This is a genomic window from Catenuloplanes niger (genome assembly GCF_031458255.1).
GTDB classification, from domain to species: domain Bacteria; phylum Actinomycetota; class Actinomycetes; order Mycobacteriales; family Micromonosporaceae; genus Catenuloplanes; species Catenuloplanes niger.
Genome location: NZ_JAVDYC010000001.1, coordinates 5093917 through 5111802, shown reverse-complemented (window position 1 = coordinate 5111802; position 17886 = coordinate 5093917). Strand labels below are relative to the sequence as shown.

Here is a 17886-nt window from a genome sequence, read left to right as displayed (position 1 = left end):
GGACAGCCAGCGGTTGTACTGATCAAAATTACCCCTGGTCAAGGGGGCGTCATCGGCGATTCGGCATGGTCGGCCGCCATGTCCTTGGTACCCCATGGGGCCAAGCGCACACCGCGCACGCGGTTCCGCGAAGGCCACTCGTTCGAGTGATCGAGAAGTTCTCAGAACGTCTCGGACGGGCGATGGACACCCCAGACGTCGCGCAGCGCATGGCACACCTCACCGACGGTGGCCCGCGCGCGCAGTGCCTCCCGCATCGGGTAGAGGACGTTCGCGGTGCCGGCCGCGGCGTCACGCAGCGTCGACAGCGCGGAAGCCACGGCGTCACCGTCCCGGTCGGCGCGCAGCCGCGCCAGGCGGGCGGCCTGCGCGGCCTCGATCGACGGGTCCACCCGCAGCGGCTCGTACGGCTCCTCGACGTCGGCGGCGAACCGGTTCACGCCGACCACCACGCGCTCGCCGGCGTCGATCTCCTGCGCGACCCGGTAGGCGGACGCCTCGATCTCCCGCTTCTGGAACCCGGCCTCGATCGCGGCGACCGAGGAGCCGAACGCGGCGACCCGGTCGATCAGCTCGCGGGCACCGCGCTCGATCTCGTCGGTCATCGCCTCCACCACGTACGAGCCGGCGAACGGGTCCACGGTCGCGGTCAGGCCGGTCTCGTACGCGAGCACCTGCTGGGTGCGCAGCGCGAGCCGGGCCGCCTTCTCGGTGGGCAGCGCGATCGCCTCGTCGTAGGAGTTGGTGTGCAGCGACTGGGTGCCGCCCAGCACCGCGCCGAGCGCCTGCACCGCGACCCGCACCAGGTTCACCTCCGGCTGCTGCGCGGTCAGCTGGACGCCCGCGGTCTGGGTGTGGAAGCGCAGCATCAGCGACTTCGGGTCGGTCGCGCCGAACTCGTCGCGCATCAGGCCGGCCCAGATCCGGCGCGCGGCGCGGAACTTGGCGACCTCCTCCAGCAGCGTGGTGCGGGCCACGAAGAAGAACGACAGCCGGGGCGCGAAGTCGTCGACGGCCAGGCCCGCCTCGATCGCGGCGCGCACGTAATCCACGCCGTTGGCCAGGGTGAACGCGACCTCCTGCACAGGCGTCGCGCCGGCCTCCGCCATGTGATAGCCGGAGATGGAGATCGTGTTCCATTTCGGCGTCTCCGTGCGGCAGTACGCGAACGTGTCCGCGACCAGCCGCAACGACGGTTTCGGCGGGAAGATGTAGGTGCCGCGGGCGATGTACTCCTTCAGAATGTCGTTCTGGATCGTGCCGTTCAACATTGAACCGGGAATCCCGTTCTCCTCCGCCACCAGCTGATAGAGCAGCAGCAGCACGGAGCCGGGCGCGTTGATCGTCATGGACGTGGAGACCTTGTCCAGCGGAATGCCGTCGAAGAGGCGCCGCATGTCGTCGATCGAGTCGATCGCCACGCCGACCTTGCCCACCTCGCCGTGCGCGATCGGCTCGTCGGAGTCGTACCCCATCTGCGTGGGCAGGTCGAACGCCACGGACAGGCCGGTCGTCCCGGCCGCGAGAAGTGCGTGGTAGCGGGCGTTGGACTCGCTCGCGGTGCCGAAGCCGGCGTACTGCCGCATGGTCCAGGGACGCGCCGTGTACATCGTCGGGTACACGCCCCGGGTGTACGGATATTCGCCCGGGACGCCGAGCCGGCCGGCCAGGTCCGGCGGGAGATCGGACTCGCCGTAGACCGGCTTGATCGGAAAACCCGACTCCGCTGAACGATCCCTCATTTTGCGATCCTATGACCGCCGTCACCGTCGATGGGTGAGGTATTCCGCACAACATGTTTCGTCATCGTTGCGCGGCCGCGATGAAAGATAGACCGAGTGCCACTCGGCGGACACACAGGGTCGAGTTCCCGGAGAGTTGGTACCCCGCACCTTTCCTCACGGCGGGCGACCCCGCAAGATAGGGGGGTTGGTTCCGGCCCTCGACTCCCCCGGGCGGCATTTCCAGTGACACAGATTCCGACGTGGAACAGCCCTTCTGTGGGCCCGACCGGAGGCCGCGCCGTCCCCGGCGCGACGATCGGCGGCAGGTACAGCCTGCGCACCGCGGTGGGCCACGGCGGCATGGGCACCGTGTGGCGGGCGTCCGACACGCTGCTGCGCCGCGACGTCGCGGTCAAGGAGGTCGTCCTGCCCCCGGGGCTCGCCCCCAGCGACCGGGACCAGATGTACGAGCGGACGCTGCGCGAGGCCCGCGCCGCCGCCGCGCTCCAGCACCCCGCGGTCGTCCAGGTCTACGACGTCGTGCACGAGGGCGGCCGCCCGTGGATCGTGATGGAGCTGCTGGACGCGCGCTCGCTGGCCGACATGATCATCGAGGACGGGCCGCTGGCGCCGCGCGCGGTCGCCAAGATCGGCATCGCGCTGCTCGGCGCGCTCGAGGTCGCGCACGCGGCCGGCGTGCTGCACCGCGACGTCAAGCCGGCGAACGTGTTGATCGCCGCGGACGGCCGGTGCGTGCTCACCGACTTCGGCGTCGCCCGCATGCCCACCGACGTGCAGCTGACCACGCCCGGCATGGTGCTCGGCTCGCCGCACTTCATCTCGCCGGAGCGGGCGATGGGTCAGGACTTCGGCCCGCCCAGCGACCTGTTCTCGCTCGGTGTGACGCTCTTCACGGCCGTCGAGGGCCGGCCGCCGTTCGACAAGGGCGACCCGATCGAGACCATGCACTCGGTGGTCGAGGACCCGCCGCTGCAGCCGGTCCGCGCCGGCTCCCTGGCGAACGTGCTGCTCGGGCTGCTGGAGAAGGACCCGGCCCGGCGGATGGACGTCACCACCGCCCGCCGGCTGCTGCGCGAGCTGCTGTCCGGCCCGCTGGCCAGCAACGTGCCGCCGCACCTGGCCACCGACCCGTACGCGGTGGTGCCCGCCCAGCGCCCCCGGCAGAACCCGAACGCGCCGATGTCGCCCGCACCGCCGCAGGCCCCGCCGAAGCCGCCGCCGAGCGGTGCGATCGGCGGCCCGGCCATGCTGGCGCCGGGTGAGTCGCTGACCGACCGGCTCCGCGCGATCCAGTCCGGCGAGCAGTCCGGCGGCGCGTCCCCGGTCTCCCCGGCGGCGTACGGCGGCATGCCCGCCGGCCCGCCGCCGATGGGCGCGCCGTGGCAGCCGCACAACGACACCACCGCGCCGATCCCGCCGCACGTCAGCTACCCCAGCCACCCGGGCATGGCGCCCACCGGCGCGATGCCGTCGATGTCGCAGAGCGGCGGCGTGTACGGCGGCGGTGGCGGCGGATCGTCCCGCGGGACCGGCGGCGGCGCGCTGGACTCCGCGAAGCGGCTCGGCTCCCAGGCGGTCGGCACGGTCAGGTCCTGGCCCCGCCGCACCCAGGCGATCGCCGCGGCCGGCACCGCGGCCGCGCTGATCCTGGTCGTCGTGCTGTTCAACCTGGGCGGCGGCACCGAGGAGCCGACGCCCACCCCGATCGCGGGCAACGAGACCACCACGTCCGAGCCGGCCACCCCCACGATCCCCGTCGAGCAGTACGCGAACCGCGGCATCTCGGTCGACGTCCCGGCCGGGTGGCGGGTCGACGACGCGGAGCAGCGGGTCTACGTCGACTTCACCGACCCGGAGGACAAGGGCCGGCGGCTGCGCATCACGGTGGAGAACGGCGGCGACCTGGACAGGTTCGTCACCGCGGCCGAGAACTTCCTGGCGGACAACCCCACGTCCTGCCCGAAGCCGTACACGCAGGTGCAGCGCAACCCGGCGGAGATGTCCGGCGTCGAGGCGATCGAGCTGGAGTACACCTGCGGCCAGGGCGACGCCGGCCGGCACGGCATCCGGCGCTTCGTCGCGTCCGGCGGCAAGGTCTACTCGTTCTTCCTGACCACCACGGAGGCCCGGTTCCAGGAGAGCAAGCCGATCTACGACCAGACGGTGCAGACCTTCACGCTCACCGCGTCGTAGCGCGGCGTCACCCGCCGGGACCGGATCTTCCGGTCCCGGCGTCGTGCTATCAAGGCACGATGAGCAACTCGTTGATCGCACAGGCCGAGGCGTGGATCGCGGACGACCCCGATCCGGTCACCCGGAACGAGCTGCGATCGGTTCTGGACGACCCGGCCGAGCTGGCCGACCGCTTCGCCGGGCCGCTCACGTTCGGCACCGCCGGGCTGCGCGGGCCGCTGCGTGCGGGGCCGAACGGCATGAACCTCGCGGTCGTCACCGGCGCCGCCGCCGGCCTGGTCCGCTGGCTCGCCGAGCAGGACGCGACCGGCCCGCTCGTCATCGGGTACGACGCGCGCCACGGCTCCCGGGCGTTCGCGGAACGCACCGCGCGGGTCGCCACCGGCGCCGGCCGGGAGGCGCTGCTGCTGCCCCGCGCGCTGCCCACGCCGGTGCTCGCGTTCGCGGTCCGGCGGCTCGGCGCGGCCGCCGGCGTGATGGTCACCGCCAGCCACAACCCGCCGCGGGACAACGGCTACAAGGTCTACCTGGGCAACGGGCTGGGCGGTCCGCTCGGCGACGGCGCCCAGATCGTGCCACCGGCGGACGCGGGCATCTCGGCCGCGATCCGGGCCGTCGGCCCGCTGGTGGACGTGCCGCTGGGTCCCCCCGGCACGGTGCTGCCCGAGGAGATCGTGACGGACTACGTGACCGCCGCGGCATCGTTGGTGTCCGGCTCGTCCGATCTGACGGTCGCGTACACCCCGATGCACGGCGTCGGCGGCCCGGTGCTGACCGCCGCGTTCGAGGCCGCCGGCTTCGCCACGCCGCTGGTGGTCGCCGCGCAGGCCGCGCCGGACCCGGACTTCCCGACCGTGGCGTTCCCGAACCCGGAGGAACCGGGCGCCACCGACCTGCTGCTGGCGCTGGCCTCGTCGTCCGGGGCGGACCTGGCGATCGCGAACGACCCGGACGCGGACCGGTGCGCGGTCGCGATCCCCACGGCCACCGGCTGGCGCATGCTGCGCGGCGACGAACTGGGCGTGCTGCTCGCGGACGCGCTGATCCGGCGCGGCACCGACGGCCTGTTCGCCACCACGATCGTCTCGTCGTCGATGCTGCGCGCGCTGTGCACGGCCCGGGGCCGCGCCTACGACGAGACGCTGACCGGCTTCAAGTGGATCGTCCGCGCCTCCGGCGGCGATCTGGTCTTCGGGTACGAGGAGGCGCTCGGCTACTGCGTGGCGCCCGCGCTGGTCCGCGACAAGGACGGCATCACGGCCGCGCTGCTGACCGCCTCGCTGGCGCTCACCCTGAAGCGGGAGGGCCGCACGCTCGCCGACCGCCTGGACGAGCTGGCCGCGGAGTTCGGCGTGCACGCCACCGACCAGCTCTCGGTCCGCGTCGGCGACCTGTCCGAGATCGCCACGATGATGACGAGGCTGCGCGCCGCCACCCCGGCCACGCTGCTCGGCGAGCCGCTCACCGCCGCCGAGGACCTCCTCCCCGACGCCGACGTGCTGATCCTCCGCACCGCCTCGGCCCGGGTCGTGGTCCGCCCGTCCGGCACCGAGCCCAAACTCAAGGCCTACCTCGAGGTCGTCGAGCCGGTCGGCGACGCACCGGTCCCGGCCGCCCGCGACCGCGCCGCCACCGCCCTGGCCACGCTGCGCACCGAGGTGGCGGTGGCCCTCGGTGTCGGCTGACGGTAGCGTTCGAAGCCTGCTGACGGCAGTTTGGGCTGGTGAGGGGCTACGATCCGCGCATCGTCGATCGCGAGCTGGACGAGCTGCTCGAGGGCCTTTCCGCGATCAGCTTGGAAGGGCCCGAAGGCGTTGGCAAGACGGCCACCGCTCAGCGTCGCGCGAAGACTGTCCTCGCGCTGGACGAGCCGGCGCAGCGGCAGCTGACAGCCGCGGACCCCGGCAGACTCGAGCGGGCGTTACCGCCGGTCCTGATCGACGAGTGGCAGCGGGCGCCCGCGGCATGGGACCTGGTCCGGCGCAGCGTCGACCGGGATCCGAGCCCGACGGGTGGTGGCGCTGGAGGTGAAGCTCGCGTCCGACGTGTCGGACGAGGACGTGAAGCACCTGCGCTGGCTGCGAGACCGGCTCGGCCCCGACCTGCTCGACGCCGCGGTGATCACGACAGGCCCGGACGCGTACCGGCGGGCGGACGGGATCGCCGTCATTCCGGCGGCCCTGCTGGGCGCCTGAAACAGATCAAGGGATCGGCGTCCGGGGACGCCGATCCCTTGATCAACGGGGGGTGAGGGGAAGTGTGTGGGTCAGCCGCCGAATTCCTGGGTCCAGTAGATGGTGCCGTTGGTGTCGCGGGCGACGCCGACGCCGATCTTGGTGGCTTTGCAGTTGAGGATGTTCTTGCGGTGGCCGGGGCTGTTCATCCAGCCGGTCATGACGCCGGTGGTGTCGGCGTAGCCCCAGGCGATGTTCTCGCCGACGGCGGGGGCGTAGCCGGCGGCCTTGACGCGGGCGGTGAAGGTGGAGCCGTTGCGGCCGGTGTGGGAGAAGTAGCGGTGCTTGGCCTGGTCGGAGGAGTGGCCGCGGGCGGCTTTGGTCAGTGCGGGGGAGGTGGTGAGTTTCTTGCAGCCGGCCTTGGTGCGTGCGGTGTTGGTGGCGGCGACGACCTGGGACTCCAGCGTGGTGGCCGGGGTCACGGCGGCGGTCGCGGTGGTGGCGGTGCCACCGATCACGAGGGCGGCGGTGACGGCGGTCAGGGCGGCGGAGCGGATCAGGTTGCGCAAGAATTCGGCCTCTCGGTCGGCGTTGCTTACGCCGGTCAAGTTCGGCCGGGTGCGTGGACCCTTGATGAATCGACGTGGTGCTATGCGGTGAGCGCTCGGTTCCCACCCGGTTGCCGGCTCCGGACAGGCGAAGACCCCGCCGGTCGAGGGGCCGACGGGGTCTTCTTCGGAAGCGGGCCTACCGCTCCAGACCGCTCAACGCCTGATAGTCGATCTTGCCGTTGGGCAGCAGCGGGAGCGCGTCGATCGCGCGGATGTCGAAGCCGGTGGAGTGCAGGCCGGTCCGCTTCACCAGGTCGTGCCGGATGACCGTGCGCAGGTCGTCGTCGGCCGCCTCGGCGTAGACGACGATCCGGTCGTCACCGCTGACCGCCGCGACCGGGCCGCGGCCGGTCAGCATCCTCTCCACGTCGTCCAGGTTGAGCCGGACGCCGAAGACCTTGCTGAACCGCTTGATCCGGCCGCTGAGGAACAGCAGGCCGCGCTCGTCCACCCGGCCGACGTCGCCGGTCGGCAGCACGCCGGCCAGGTCGTCGCCGCGGACCAGGTCGGCGGCGGAGTCCGCGTACCCCATCATCACGTTCGGCCCGGTGTAGACGATCTCACCGGTGCCGTCCACGTCCGGCGAGTCGACCAGGAACGCGCCGCCGGGGATCGCGGCGCCGGCCGACTCGGCTGCGTCCGGCAGGAATCCCGGCGGGAGCACGGCCATCCGGCCGGCCTCGGTCTGGCCGTACATCACGATCAGCTCGCCGCCGGCGGTACGCATGCGGGCGCTGAAGTCGACCACCAGGTCGCTGCGCAGCCGCCCGCCGGCCTGGGTGAGCGTGCGCAGCGTGGGCACGGTCTGCGGGTCGAACCCGATCCGGCGCAGCATCTCGCACTGGTACGGCACCGTGGCCAGCGAGGTGATCCGCCGGTCCGCCGCGGTACGCCAGAACCCGGCGTCGAGCAGCCCGCGCGGGTCGAGCAGCACGGTCCCGCCGGCGGCCAGGTGCGTGTTCAGGACCATCAGCCCGTACGTGTAGAACAGCGGCAGGCTGGTGACCGTGGTCTCGGTCGCGTCGATGCCGAGCGCCGCGACCACCGAGGCCACGTTCCGGAACAGCGCGTGCCGGGACAGCCGCACCAGGCGCGGGTTGCCGGTCGAGCCGGACGTGGCCAGCAGCAGCGCCAGGTCCGGATGCGTCTCGGCACCGCCGGGTCCCGCCCACAGCGGGCCCAGAACCGCACATTCCCGCACGTCGTACGGGGTGAGGCGATCCTGGGTCCGGTCCGCGACGCCGGTGATCACGCCGGGCCGGTACCGGTCGATCAGGTCGCCGAGCGTCTCCGCGGGCAGTCCCGCGTCGATCAGCGCGACCGGCCGACGGGCCTGCACCGCGCCCAGGTAGCGGACGACCGAGTCGATGTCCGTGCGGGTCAGCGCGAGGACCGGGCCGGCGGGCAGGTCCGCGTACCGGTCGGCGGCCGCGTCCACGGCCGCGATCAGCGCGGAGCCGCTCAGCTCACGCCCGCCGATCGGGTCGATCAGCGCGGCGCCCGGGTGCGGCAGCGTGACCGCGTCCGCGTCGGACAGCCCGGTCGCGGCCGAGCCGGCGGCCTGGGCCGGCACGGTCCGCCGGTCCGCGTCGGTGAGCCTCATGCCCGGCCCCTCTCGGCGCCGCGGCCCCGCCGGCCCGGCCCACGCGCGCCGGGCTCGGGCGGCATGCCGCGATGCGGTCGTGGCCGGCGCCCGGCCGGCGATGCGATCGCCAGGTGCCTCATCCGGTCAGCCCGCCGTCCACGCCCAGCACCTGGCCGGTGATGAAGGCGGCGTCCGGGCCGAGCAGGAACGCAACGGCCGCGGCGACGTCGTCCGGGGTGCCGAGCCGGCCGAGCGCGGTGGCGGCGACCCGCTCCTTGCGCGCCGTCTCGGAGAGCGAGGCGAGCATGTCCGTGTCGACGTAGCCGGGCGCGACCGCGTTGACCCGGATGCCGAGCGGCCCGAGCTCCTTGGCGGCGGCGCGGGCCAGCCCGGCGACCGCGGCCTTGGTCGCGCCGTAGACGGCCTGGCCGGCGGCTCCGGTCGTACCCATGACGGAGGAGACCAGCACGACGGCCGGCCGGTCGCCGCGGCGCAGCAGGCTGATCGAGGCCTGCAGCGTGTGCGCGGCACCGGCCGCGTTCACCGCGAAGAGCCGGTCCACGGCCGCGGCCGGCATCGCGCCGAGCATGGCGGCGTCGTGCGTACCCGCGTTGATCACCAGCGCGTCCAGGCGGCGGTGCGCGGTGAAGATCTCCCGGGCCACCGCCCGCATCGCGTCCGCGTCCGCGACGTCGCCGCCGACCGCGAGCGCGCCCGGGAGGACGCCGGCCACGTTCTCCGCCCTGCTGGCGTGCAGGCAGAGCGTGTGGCCGTCCGCGGCGAGGCGGGTGGCGACGGCCCGGCCGATGCCGCGGGACGCGCCGGTGACCAGCGCGACCCGGCTAGTCAAAGTCGACCCCCTGGCGCTCCAGCACCTTGCGGGCCGCGGCGAACGAGCTGATCGCCAGCACGTCCTCCGTGTCGATCATGACGTCGAAGGCCTGCTCCAGCGCGGCGACCAGCGCCATGTGCGCGAGCGAGTCCCACTTCTCGATGCCGCGGTACTCCAGGTCGTCGACGGCGGCGTCGGCCGGGAGCTCGAGCGACGCGCGAAAGACCTCACGCAGGCGGTCCAGGGGTGGCAAAGAAGACTCCTTTGCGGCGATTTTTAGCGTTCTGGCGCTTTTCTTCCGCCTGTCCAACGAACGATCAAGATGCTTGGTCGTTAGGTCGGGTGGCAAAGCGCCGCAAAGTCGAGGTACCAGGGGGTTTTCACCGTGAGCGTGCTGGCCGGGTCGGCAATCCTGATCACCGGGGGTACGGGCTCGCTGGGCAAGGCGTTCCTGCGCTACGCCCTCGACCACCTGAACCCGAAGCGGCTCGTGGTGTTCTCCCGCGACGAGCTCAAGCAGTACGAGACGCGTCAGCTGATGGGCGACGACCCGCGGCTGCGCTGGTTCATCGGCGACGTCCGCGACCGGGAGCGGCTCACCCGCGCGATGCACGGCGTCGACCACGTGGTGCACGCGGCCGCGCTCAAGCAGGTCGACACCGCGGAGTACAACCCGTTCGAGTTCGTCCGGACCAACGTCTACGGCTCGCAGAACGTGGTCGAGGCCGCGATCGACTGCGGCGTGCGGCGGGTCGTCGCGCTCTCCACGGACAAGGCGTCCAGCCCGATCAACCTGTACGGCGCGACGAAGCTGACCGCCGACAAGATCTTCATCTCGGCGAACCACTACGCGGCGAACCACCCGACCCGGTTCGCGGTGGTCCGCTACGGCAACGTGGTCGGCAGCCGCGGCTCGGTGGTCCCGTTCTTCCGCAGGCTGCACGCCGAGGGCCGCAGCCTGCCGATCACGGACAAGCGGATGACCCGCTTCTGGATCACGCTGGACCAGGCCGTCCGGTTCGTCTCCACGTCGTTCGACATGATGAACGGCGGCGAGCTGTACGTGCCCCGGATCCCGTCGATGCGCATCCTCGATCTGGCCAACGCGGTCGCGCCGGACGTCTCCACGTACGAGATCGGCATCCGCCCGGGCGAGAAGCTGCACGAAGAGATGATCTCGCTGGACGACGCCTCCCGGACGCTGCGCCTGCCCGACCGGTACGTGGTCCAGCCGACCATCGCCAGCTGGGGCTACACCCCGCCGGCCGACGCCGAGCCGGTGGCGGACGACTTCGTCTACCGCTCCGACACCAACGACCTGTGGCTCTCCATCGACGAGCTGCGCGACATGATCGGCACAGGTGCCTGACGATGCTTCCCTACGGACGCCAGTCCGTCGACGACGACGACATCGCGGCGGTCACGGCCGCGCTCCGGGGTGACTTCCTCACCACCGGGCCGACCGTCGGCGCGTTCGAGGCGGCGCTCACCGCGAACCTCGGCGGCGCCGGCTGCGTGGCGGTGACGTCCGGGACGGCGGCGCTGCACACGGCGTACGCGGCGATCGGGGTCCGGCCCGGCGACGAGGTGATCACCACGCCGATCACGTTCGCGGCCACCGCGGCCACGGCCGCGCTGCACGGCGCCACGATCGTCTTCGCGGACGTCGAGGAGGGGACCGCGAACCTGGACGCGGCCGCGGTCGACGCCGCGGTCACCACCCGGACCAGGGCGATCACCGCGGTCGACTACGCCGGCCACCCGGCCGAGTACGAGGCGCTGACCAAGGTGGCCCGGCGCGCGGACGCGACGCTGGTCGGCGACGCGGCGCACTCGATCGGCTCGGTCTACCGCGGCGTGCCGGTCGGCTCGCTGGCGGACGTCACCACGCTGTCGTTCTTCCCGACGAAGAACCTGACCACCGGCGAGGGCGGCGCGGTCGCGGCCACCGACCCGGTGCTGCTCGGCCGGGCCCGGCGGTTCGCCAACCAGGGCCTGGTCCGCGACCGGGAGCGCATGCGCACGCCGGACGAGGGCGGCTGGCACCAGGAGGTGCACTCGTTCGGCCTGAACTACCGGCTGCCGGACGTGCTCTGCGCGCTCGGCCTGAGCCAGCTGCGCCGCCTCGGCCAGTTCAAGGCGGCGCGGGCCCGGCTGGTCGCCCGCTACAACGAGATGCTGGTGGACGTGCCCGGGCTGGGCCTGCCGGTGCAGCGCGCCTGGACCGACCCGATGTGGCACCTCTACCCGGTGCGGATCGCGGACGGCCGGCGCCGCGAGGTCTACGACCGGATGCGGGCCGCCGGGATCGGCGTGCAGGTCAACTACCTGCCGGTGCACCTGCATCCGGTCTTCGCCGACCTCGGCTACCGGCGCGGGATGTGCCCGGCCGCGGAACGGTTCTACGGCGAGCAGCTGTCGCTGCCGCTCTTCACCGACCTCACGGACGCCGACCAGGAGCGGGCCGTCGAGGCGCTGCGGGCCGTCCTGGGCTGATGCACCACGCGAACCACTTCTACGGCCACGCGCACGTGCTGGCCCGGTACTGCGGACTGGACGACGCGAACCCGCCCCGGATCGCCGGCTACCTGCAGCACGGGTGGAACATCGGCGACGGCCTGGGCGAGGGCACCCGGCTGGTCGCCGGCCGGCCCACGTTCGCCTGGTCGGAGGCCACGGCCCGGCGGGCGCGGCTGGCCGGGCGGCCGGCCGTGGTGATCGGCGCGCCGTTCGCGTACCTGATCGCGCACGCGGAACGGGTGCTGGCCGCGGAACGGCCCCGGCTGGCCCCGCCGGCGCTGAGCGTGCCGGGACCGGGCGACATGCGGCGGACCGGCACCATCTGGTACCCGTTCCACGGCTGGGAGAAGCAGCAGGTCCGCGGCGACCACGACGCGCTGATCGACACGATCCGGTCGGTGGAGACCGAGCCGGTCACCGTCTGCCTCTACTGGCAGGACCACGACGACCGGCGGGTACGCGCGCGGTACGAGCGGGCCGGCTTCCGGGTGATCTGCCACGGCCGCCGCGGGCTGAAGTGGCGCGGCACCGACCCGCAGTTCCTCGACCGGCAGCTCGCCGAGCTGCGCGGGCACCGCCGGGTCGCGTCCAACCGGCTGTCCACCGCGATCTTCCACGGCATCGCGGCCGGCTGCGAACCGGCCGTCTACGGCGACCCGATGACGCTGTCCGGCGAGGACCTCCGGTACGGCGGCCACGCCCGGGTGCGCCGTCAGTGGTCCGCGCTGCACGGCGAGCAGATCGACCCGCGTACCGCGCGCGAGGCGGCCCGCGCCGAGCTCGGACTCGATCACCTGGCCGGCCCCGAGGAGCTGCGCGATCTGCTCGGCTGGCCCCAGGACGTCCCCATCCCCGCACAGCCGACGCCGGATCCGAGGGCGACCCGTGGCAGATCTTGACCAATCCACCGTGAAGCTCATCGGCGGCGAGGCGATGGCCTGCTCCGACGCGGAGCACGCGGCCGGTGGCGCCGCGCTGGAGCTGCTGGCCGGCGCGTACGCGGGCGCGGACACCCGGGTGCTGCTCGCCGGCCCGCACACCACGGCACTGACCGACGCGCTCGCCGACCGGTGCGCGGCCGTGACCTGCCTGGTCCGCTCGCACGCGGACGCGCAGGCGCTGGCCCGCCGGCACGAGCGCAACCCGCGGGTCCGGGTGCTCTGCGGCAGCCTGGACGCGTTCCCGGCGGACCCCGGCCACGACCTGGTGCTGGCGCTCGGCGGGCTGGCCCGGCTGCACGGCCCGGACGGTGCCCGGCTGACCTGGCAGGCCGCGCTGGACCGGCTGATCGGCGCGGTGGCCGACGCCGGCGTGCTGCTGCTCGGCGTGGAGAACCCGCTCGGGGTGCACCGGCTGACCGCGGCCGGCGGACTGCCCGCGCCGGACGCCGCCGAGCCGGTCGGGCACAGCGCGCTGGTGGCGCGGCTGCGCGAGGCGGGGCTGCATGTGGCGCCGAGCTACGCGGCGTTCGCGGATCCGGCTCGGCCGACCGTGCTGGCACGCACGCCGGAGCTGGACGCCGCCTCCGGCACGGTGCCGCTGCTGGCCGCGGAGGCCGCGGCCGCGTTCGGTGCGGCCACCCGCCGCCGGCCGCTGCTGGACGACCCGCGCCGGCTGGCCGGGGCCGCGCTGCGCGCCGGGCTGGGCGCACAGCTCGCGCCGGCCTGGGTGGTCGCGGCCGGGCGGCAGCCGGTGTGCCCACGCGAGCCGCTGCCGCCCGCGTTCATCGCCGGCGGCGCGCACGCCGCGCACTGGGACACCGCGGTCGCCTACGAGCGGGCCGACGACGGCCAGTGGTCGCGCCGCCTGCTCTCCGACTCCGGCGCCGCGCTGCGCCTGGTCGGCCGGGTCACCCGCATGCCGGAGCTGCTCACCGGCCGGGTCGCGCCGGACCGCCTGCTGGAGGAGCTGCTGCTGGCCGCGTGCGCGGAGCACGACCTGCCCGCGGTCCGCCGGCTGCTGCGCGGCTACGCGGACTGGCTGGCCGCGGCGCCGCCCGGCGGCCACCTCGCGTTCGCCACCTGCGACAACGTGCTCACGGACGGCGTACGGCACGAGCTGCTGGACCCGTCCTGGCACCTGTCCGCGCCGATCCCGGTGGACGAGGTGCTGGCCCGGGCGCTGCGCGGCCTCGCGGTCACGCTGCTCACCGCCGGGCTGCCGCACCCGTGGCCGGCCAGTCTGGACGTGGAGAGCCTGACCGTGTCGCTGAGCGCGGCGGCCGGCCGCCCGCTGACCCGGGAGGCCGCGCGGGCGGCCGTGGCGCTGGAGTGCGAGATCCAGGCCGCCCGCTGGCTGCTGCCCGAGCAGGCCGAGCAGGAACTGCGCTGCGAGCTGGGCTCGATCACGGCCCGGCACACCGCGCTGGCCGCGCGCGACTGGCGTGCGATGACCGGCGCGATGGACCGGCTGGCCGCGGAACTCGCCGAGGCGCGGGACGAGGTCGCCTGGTGGGAGGAGCGGGTGCGCACCTCGCACCGCGAGCACGAGCGTCACCTGCACCGCTACCAGAACTCGCGCAGCTTCCTGGTCGGCCGCGCGGTCACCGCGCCGCTGCGCCTCGCCCGTCAGACCGTCCGCAAGGTCGCCGGAGGTGGCCGATGACCAGGAGTGACATGTGAGCCCCGTACCCACGGTGAAGCTGCGCCCGGCGTGCGACGACGACCGGGACCTGATCCTGACGTGGCGCAACCACCGGGTGGTCCGCCAGGCCAGCTTCACCACCCACGAGATCGCGCCGGACGAGCACGCGGCCTGGTGGGCCCGCGTGACCGCGGACGACTCCCGGCACGTGCTGATCGCCTGCGCCGACGACACGCCGGTCGGCGTGGTCATCTTCGACGAGTCCGGCGACGGCGCGGACTGGAGCTTCTACCTGGACGTGGACGGGCTGGAGGCGCGCCGCGCGCTGCTGCCCACCTGGATCGCCACCGAGATCGCCACGCTGGACCACGCGTTCGGGCCCGCCGGGTACGCCGAGCTGCGCGGTGAAGCGCTGGCGAAGAACTCGGCCGTGGTCAAGCTGCACGAACGCTTCGGCTTCACCGTCACCGGCGAGTACCAGCGCGAGGTGGACGGCGAACCCGAGACGGTCCTGCGGTACGCGCTCACGGCCGCCGCCTATCGAGAGGAAGAGCCCGCATGACGGACCGCCAGATCCGCATCGATCACCAGCACGTGGGTACGGCGCACCCGCCGTTCGTGATCGCCGAGATGTCCGGCAACCACAACGGCGACCTGGCGCGCGCGCTGCGGATCGTGGACGCGATCGCGGACGCCGGCGCCAGCGCGCTGAAGATCCAGACGTATCGCGCGGACACGCTGACCATCGACGTGGACGGCCCGCGCTTCCGGATCAGCGACGGCCACGAGCTGTGGGGCGGCGAGAACCTCTACCGGCTGTACGAGCGGGCGCACACGCCCTGGGAGTGGCACGAGCCGATCTTCGACCGGGCCCGGGAGCGCGGGCTGACCGCGTTCTCCAGCCCGTTCGACCCGACCGCGATCGACCTGCTGGAGAAGCTGAACGCGCCGGCGTACAAGATCGCCTCGTCGGAGCTGGTGGACCTGCCGCTGATCCGGCTGGCCGCGTCCACCGGCAAGCCGCTGATCATGTCGACCGGCATGGCGAGCGTGGCGGAGATCGACGCGGCGGTCCAGGCCGCGCGCGGCGCCGGCTGCGCGAACCCGGTGCTGCTCTCCTGCACCGCCACCTACCCGGCGCCGGTCGAGGCCGCGAACCTGCGGCGGATCCCGGTGCTCGCGGACGCGTTCGGCACGATCGCCGGGCTCTCCGACCACACGCCCGGCATCGGCGTGGCGGTCGCGTCCGTGGCGCTGGGCGCCGCCGTGATCGAGAAGCACGTCACGCTGTCCCGCGCGGAGGGCGGCGTGGACGCGGAGTTCTCGCTGGAACCCGCGGAGCTGGCCGCGCTGGTGGTCGAGGCGCGACGCGCCCACGCGGCGCTCGGCTCGCCGCGGATCGGCGCGGACCAGTCCGAGGAGGAGGGTCTGCGCTTCCGGCGGTCGCTCTACGTGGTCGAGGACGTGGCCGCCGGTGACCTGGTCACCCGGGACAACGTCCGCTCGATCCGCCCGGCCGGTGGTCTCCCGCCCGGCGACATCGATCTGGTCCTGGGCCGCACGTTCCGTGCCTCGTACCCCAAGGGCACGCCGCTGACCTGGGACATCGTCTGATCGGGCCGGCCGCCGCGCGGGTGGGACGCGCGGCGGCCGGTCAGTTCGCGGTGACCGAGAACGAGTTGGTGACGAAGTCCTTGCCGCCGGCCGCGCTGGTGATCTCGTAGCCGAACTGGACGTTGCCCACGGTCACGTCACCCCACCAGCCGTTCGTGCGCAGCCACTGGGCGACCGCGCGGATGTCGACCGTGCCGGAGTTCGTGTTGCCGGTGCGGATGAACGAGTAGACGTTGTTCGCACCGTTCGAGCCGCGGTAGATGTCCCAGGTGTGGCCGCCGACCGACGCCCGGACCTGAAACGTGCCGAGCGGCCCGACCGGGCCGTACTTGTTCATCCACAGCATGATCTCGTGGGCGTTGTCCGAGGACCAGATGTCGTACGCCGTGGTGAACGCGACGCCGCTGGTCGGCACCGTGACGTTGAAGCTGCTCGTGGTGGTGCCCAGCGCGCTGACCCGCTTGCCGACCCACCTCGTGGCGTTCGGGTAGGACTTGATGCCGCCGGTGTTCGGGTGGTCGGCCCAGACGCCCCAGTTGCTGTACGAGTTCGCCCAGATGGTCTGTGCGCCGTACCCGCTGCCCCAGATGTTGTTGTAGAGGGTGTAGCCGCCGTTGGTCCAGGTGCCCCAGCGGTCGCTGGACGACCAGACCGCGGCGTGCGCGGGCGCGGCGACGGTGAGCGTCAGCGCGAGGACGAGCGCGCCGACGGCGAGACGTGCGGTACGCAACACGATCACACCTCCGTATTTCGGACCAGTAAGACGAATCGCGCCCCAGGTTAGTTTTGACTCCAAACGAAGTCAAGTTGTGACCATCGATGCCTTGCCCACGAAAAAGGGCCCCCGGCAGGGGCCCTTTTTCGCCGGAACGGTTACCGCGCGCGGCGCGCCAGCAGGAACACCGCCGAGCCGACGCCGACCAGCGCCACGCCCGCGAGCACGGTCAGCACCACGTCCGGACCGGTGATCGGCAGCGTCGGGGTGTCGTCCCTCGGCGGCGCCGCGACCGCGGAGGTGGTGACCGACGGCGCCGGCGACGCGCTCCCGGTCGGCGCGGGCGACGGCGAGGCGGGCGCGTCCCGCTCCGCGATCCACTGCGCCACGTCCTGCGGCGTGCCGACCGCCCTCGTGAACGGCGGCAGGTAACCCTCGGTCTGGCCGGCCAGGTTCGGGTGCAGGATCGTGCCGTCGGCCTGGCCCTCGACGCCGACCACCCACGGCGCCGCCGAGCAGATCTCGTGACCGGCGAACGCGTCCTCGACGTCCACGTAGGCCACGCCGGCCAGCTTCGCCTGCGCGGCCAGCACCGCGTTCAGCCCGGCCATCACGCGGTTGCCCAGCGCCCGGATCTCCACCGGGATGTTCGGGCCGGTACACGTGCCGGCCGGCGAGAACGGCTGCGGATAGCCGGTGAGCACGACCTTCGCCTTCGGCGCCTTCTCCTTGACCGTGGTCAGCACGGTGCCGACCGCGGCCGGCAGCGTGGTCTGCAGCGCGGTCTCGATCGCGGCCTGCGCCGCCGCGCAGTCCGCCTCCCGGCCCGGCGTCATGCAGGCCGCGAACGCGCCGGTCACGCCCAGGTCGTTCGCGCCGGCCGTGATGCTGACCAGATCGGTCTCGTCGCTGATCGCGGCGGCCGCGGTGAGCACGTCGGCCGCCTTGCCACCACTGCAGGCGGCACCGGTCAGCCGGACCTGCTTCGCGTCGGCGGCCGCCCACAGCCGGGAGTAGGCACCGGCCGTGTTCCGGCAGGCGTCGAGCGGTGTCCCGGCGCCGACGCCGGCCGCGTACGAGTCGCCGAGCGCCACGTAGTCCACCGTGGGCAGCGCCGCTCCGGCCCGGGCCGGAGCGCCGAACCCGGCCGTGGCCAGGAGCGCGACCGCGACGGCCGCGCCACCGCGAAGAACACCAGACAAAGACAAGACCATCTCTCCTCAGGACCGGACGCGGGTACGCCGTCGAGCAGGCTGACATGTCCCGACAGCTCAGGGGAAGCCCAACCGCTGTTCATTCTCGTTCCGGCGCCCG

At 73.2% G+C, this 17886-nt stretch carries 16 protein-coding genes; 9 read left to right on the top strand and 7 right to left on the bottom strand.

Going from position 1 to position 17886, the window contains the following annotated elements:
* Positions 1 to 161: 161 nt before the first annotated feature.
* Positions 162 to 1742, bottom strand: a complete 1581-nt coding sequence (locus J2S44_RS22710) for an acyl-CoA mutase large subunit family protein (RefSeq protein WP_310417448.1) — start codon at positions 1740 to 1742, stop codon at positions 162 to 164.
* Positions 1743 to 1967: 225 nt separating this feature from the next.
* Here J2S44_RS22710 and J2S44_RS22705 point away from each other — a divergent pair, with 225 nt between their 5' ends.
* The 3 genes from J2S44_RS22705 to J2S44_RS22695 all read left to right on the top strand — a co-directional run bounded on the left by J2S44_RS22705 (position 1968) and on the right by J2S44_RS22695 (position 6133).
* The gene (locus J2S44_RS22705; RefSeq protein ID WP_310417445.1) at positions 1968 to 3938 is read left to right on the top strand and encodes a serine/threonine-protein kinase; all 1971 of its coding nucleotides are present in this window, start codon (positions 1968 to 1970) and stop codon (positions 3936 to 3938) included.
* A gap of 59 nt (positions 3939 to 3997) precedes the next feature.
* Positions 3998 to 5623: a phospho-sugar mutase gene (locus J2S44_RS22700; RefSeq protein ID WP_310417442.1), complete on the top strand. Its 1626-nt coding sequence runs from the start codon at positions 3998 to 4000 to the stop codon at positions 5621 to 5623.
* A 327-nt stretch (positions 5624 to 5950) separates the two neighbouring features.
* A complete protein-coding gene (locus J2S44_RS22695; protein WP_310417439.1) occupies positions 5951 to 6133 on the top strand; it encodes a DUF4143 domain-containing protein in 183 nt (60 codons plus the stop codon).
* 71 nt (positions 6134 to 6204) lie between these two features.
* Here the strand turns inward: J2S44_RS22695 and J2S44_RS22690 are convergent, their stop codons facing one another.
* The 4 genes from J2S44_RS22690 to J2S44_RS22675 form a co-directional block, all read right to left on the bottom strand.
* Positions 6205 to 6720, bottom strand: coding sequence for a CAP domain-containing protein (locus J2S44_RS22690; RefSeq protein WP_310416669.1), 516 nt, complete (start codon positions 6718 to 6720; stop codon positions 6205 to 6207).
* A 139-nt stretch (positions 6721 to 6859) separates the two neighbouring features.
* Positions 6860 to 8326: an AMP-binding protein gene (locus tag J2S44_RS22685; RefSeq protein WP_310417436.1), complete on the bottom strand. Its 1467-nt coding sequence runs from the start codon at positions 8324 to 8326 to the stop codon at positions 6860 to 6862.
* Between the two features lie 118 nt (positions 8327 to 8444).
* Positions 8445 to 9158 (bottom strand): SDR family NAD(P)-dependent oxidoreductase, encoded by a 714-nt coding sequence (locus J2S44_RS22680; RefSeq protein WP_310417433.1) that lies wholly within the window; start codon positions 9156 to 9158, stop codon positions 8445 to 8447.
* Positions 9151 to 9393 (bottom strand): acyl carrier protein, encoded by a 243-nt coding sequence (locus J2S44_RS22675; protein ID WP_310417430.1) that lies wholly within the window; start codon positions 9391 to 9393, stop codon positions 9151 to 9153. The genes J2S44_RS22680 and J2S44_RS22675 overlap by 8 nt, the downstream gene beginning before the upstream one ends.
* Positions 9394 to 9531: 138 nt before the next feature.
* On the opposite strand from J2S44_RS22675, the gene pseB reads away from it, so the two are divergent.
* Genes pseB through pseI form a run of 6 tightly spaced genes read left to right on the top strand, consistent with a single transcriptional unit; the run spans position 9532 to position 15857 of the window.
* A complete protein-coding gene (gene pseB, locus J2S44_RS22670; RefSeq protein WP_310429864.1) occupies positions 9532 to 10509 on the top strand; it encodes a UDP-N-acetylglucosamine 4,6-dehydratase (inverting) in 978 nt (325 codons plus the stop codon).
* A gap of 2 nt (positions 10510 to 10511) precedes the next feature.
* Positions 10512 to 11636, top strand: a complete 1125-nt coding sequence (locus tag J2S44_RS22665; protein ID WP_310417427.1) for a DegT/DnrJ/EryC1/StrS family aminotransferase — start codon at positions 10512 to 10514, stop codon at positions 11634 to 11636.
* On the top strand, positions 11636 to 12559 hold the full coding sequence (locus J2S44_RS22660) for a hypothetical protein (RefSeq protein WP_310417426.1): 924 nt from the start codon (positions 11636 to 11638) through the stop codon (positions 12557 to 12559). Before J2S44_RS22665 ends, J2S44_RS22660 begins: the two co-directional genes overlap by 1 nt.
* 10 nt (positions 12560 to 12569) lie before the next feature.
* The gene (locus J2S44_RS22655) at positions 12570 to 14264 is read left to right on the top strand and encodes a hypothetical protein (RefSeq protein ID WP_310417423.1); all 1695 of its coding nucleotides are present in this window, start codon (positions 12570 to 12572) and stop codon (positions 14262 to 14264) included.
* A gap of 13 nt (positions 14265 to 14277) precedes the next feature.
* Complete coding sequence (locus J2S44_RS22650) at positions 14278 to 14805, top strand: GNAT family N-acetyltransferase (RefSeq protein ID WP_310417420.1); 528 nt, start codon at positions 14278 to 14280, stop codon at positions 14803 to 14805.
* Complete coding sequence (pseI, locus tag J2S44_RS22645) at positions 14802 to 15857, top strand: pseudaminic acid synthase (RefSeq protein WP_310417418.1); 1056 nt, start codon at positions 14802 to 14804, stop codon at positions 15855 to 15857. The genes J2S44_RS22650 and pseI overlap by 4 nt, the downstream gene beginning before the upstream one ends.
* A gap of 40 nt (positions 15858 to 15897) precedes the next feature.
* Here the strand turns inward: pseI and J2S44_RS22640 are convergent, their stop codons facing one another.
* Both J2S44_RS22640 and J2S44_RS22635 read right to left on the bottom strand, forming a co-directional pair.
* A complete protein-coding gene (locus J2S44_RS22640; protein WP_310417415.1) occupies positions 15898 to 16590 on the bottom strand; it encodes a glycoside hydrolase family 12 protein in 693 nt (230 codons plus the stop codon).
* A gap of 140 nt (positions 16591 to 16730) precedes the next feature.
* Positions 16731 to 17774 (bottom strand): SGNH/GDSL hydrolase family protein, encoded by a 1044-nt coding sequence (locus J2S44_RS22635; protein WP_310417412.1) that lies wholly within the window; start codon positions 17772 to 17774, stop codon positions 16731 to 16733.
* Positions 17775 to 17886: the final 112 nt, after the last annotated feature.

What these genes read in the sequence shown, in the direction of transcription:
- J2S44_RS22710 (WP_310417448.1), bottom strand. Translation starts at nt 1,742, where the DNA reads ATGAGGGATCGTTCAGCGGAGTCGGGTTTTCCGATCAAGCCGGTCTAC.
- J2S44_RS22700 (WP_310417442.1), top strand. Translation starts at nt 3,998, where the DNA reads ATGAGCAACTCGTTGATCGCACAGGCCGAGGCGTGGATCGCGGACGAC.
- pseI (WP_310417418.1), top strand. Translation starts at nt 14,802, where the DNA reads ATGACGGACCGCCAGATCCGCATCGATCACCAGCACGTGGGTACGGCG.
- J2S44_RS22660 (WP_310417426.1), top strand. Translation starts at nt 11,636, where the DNA reads ATGCACCACGCGAACCACTTCTACGGCCACGCGCACGTGCTGGCCCGG.
- J2S44_RS22665 (WP_310417427.1), top strand. Translation starts at nt 10,512, where the DNA reads ATGCTTCCCTACGGACGCCAGTCCGTCGACGACGACGACATCGCGGCG.
- J2S44_RS22685 (WP_310417436.1), bottom strand. Translation starts at nt 8,326, where the DNA reads ATGAGGCTCACCGACGCGGACCGGCGGACCGTGCCGGCCCAGGCCGCC.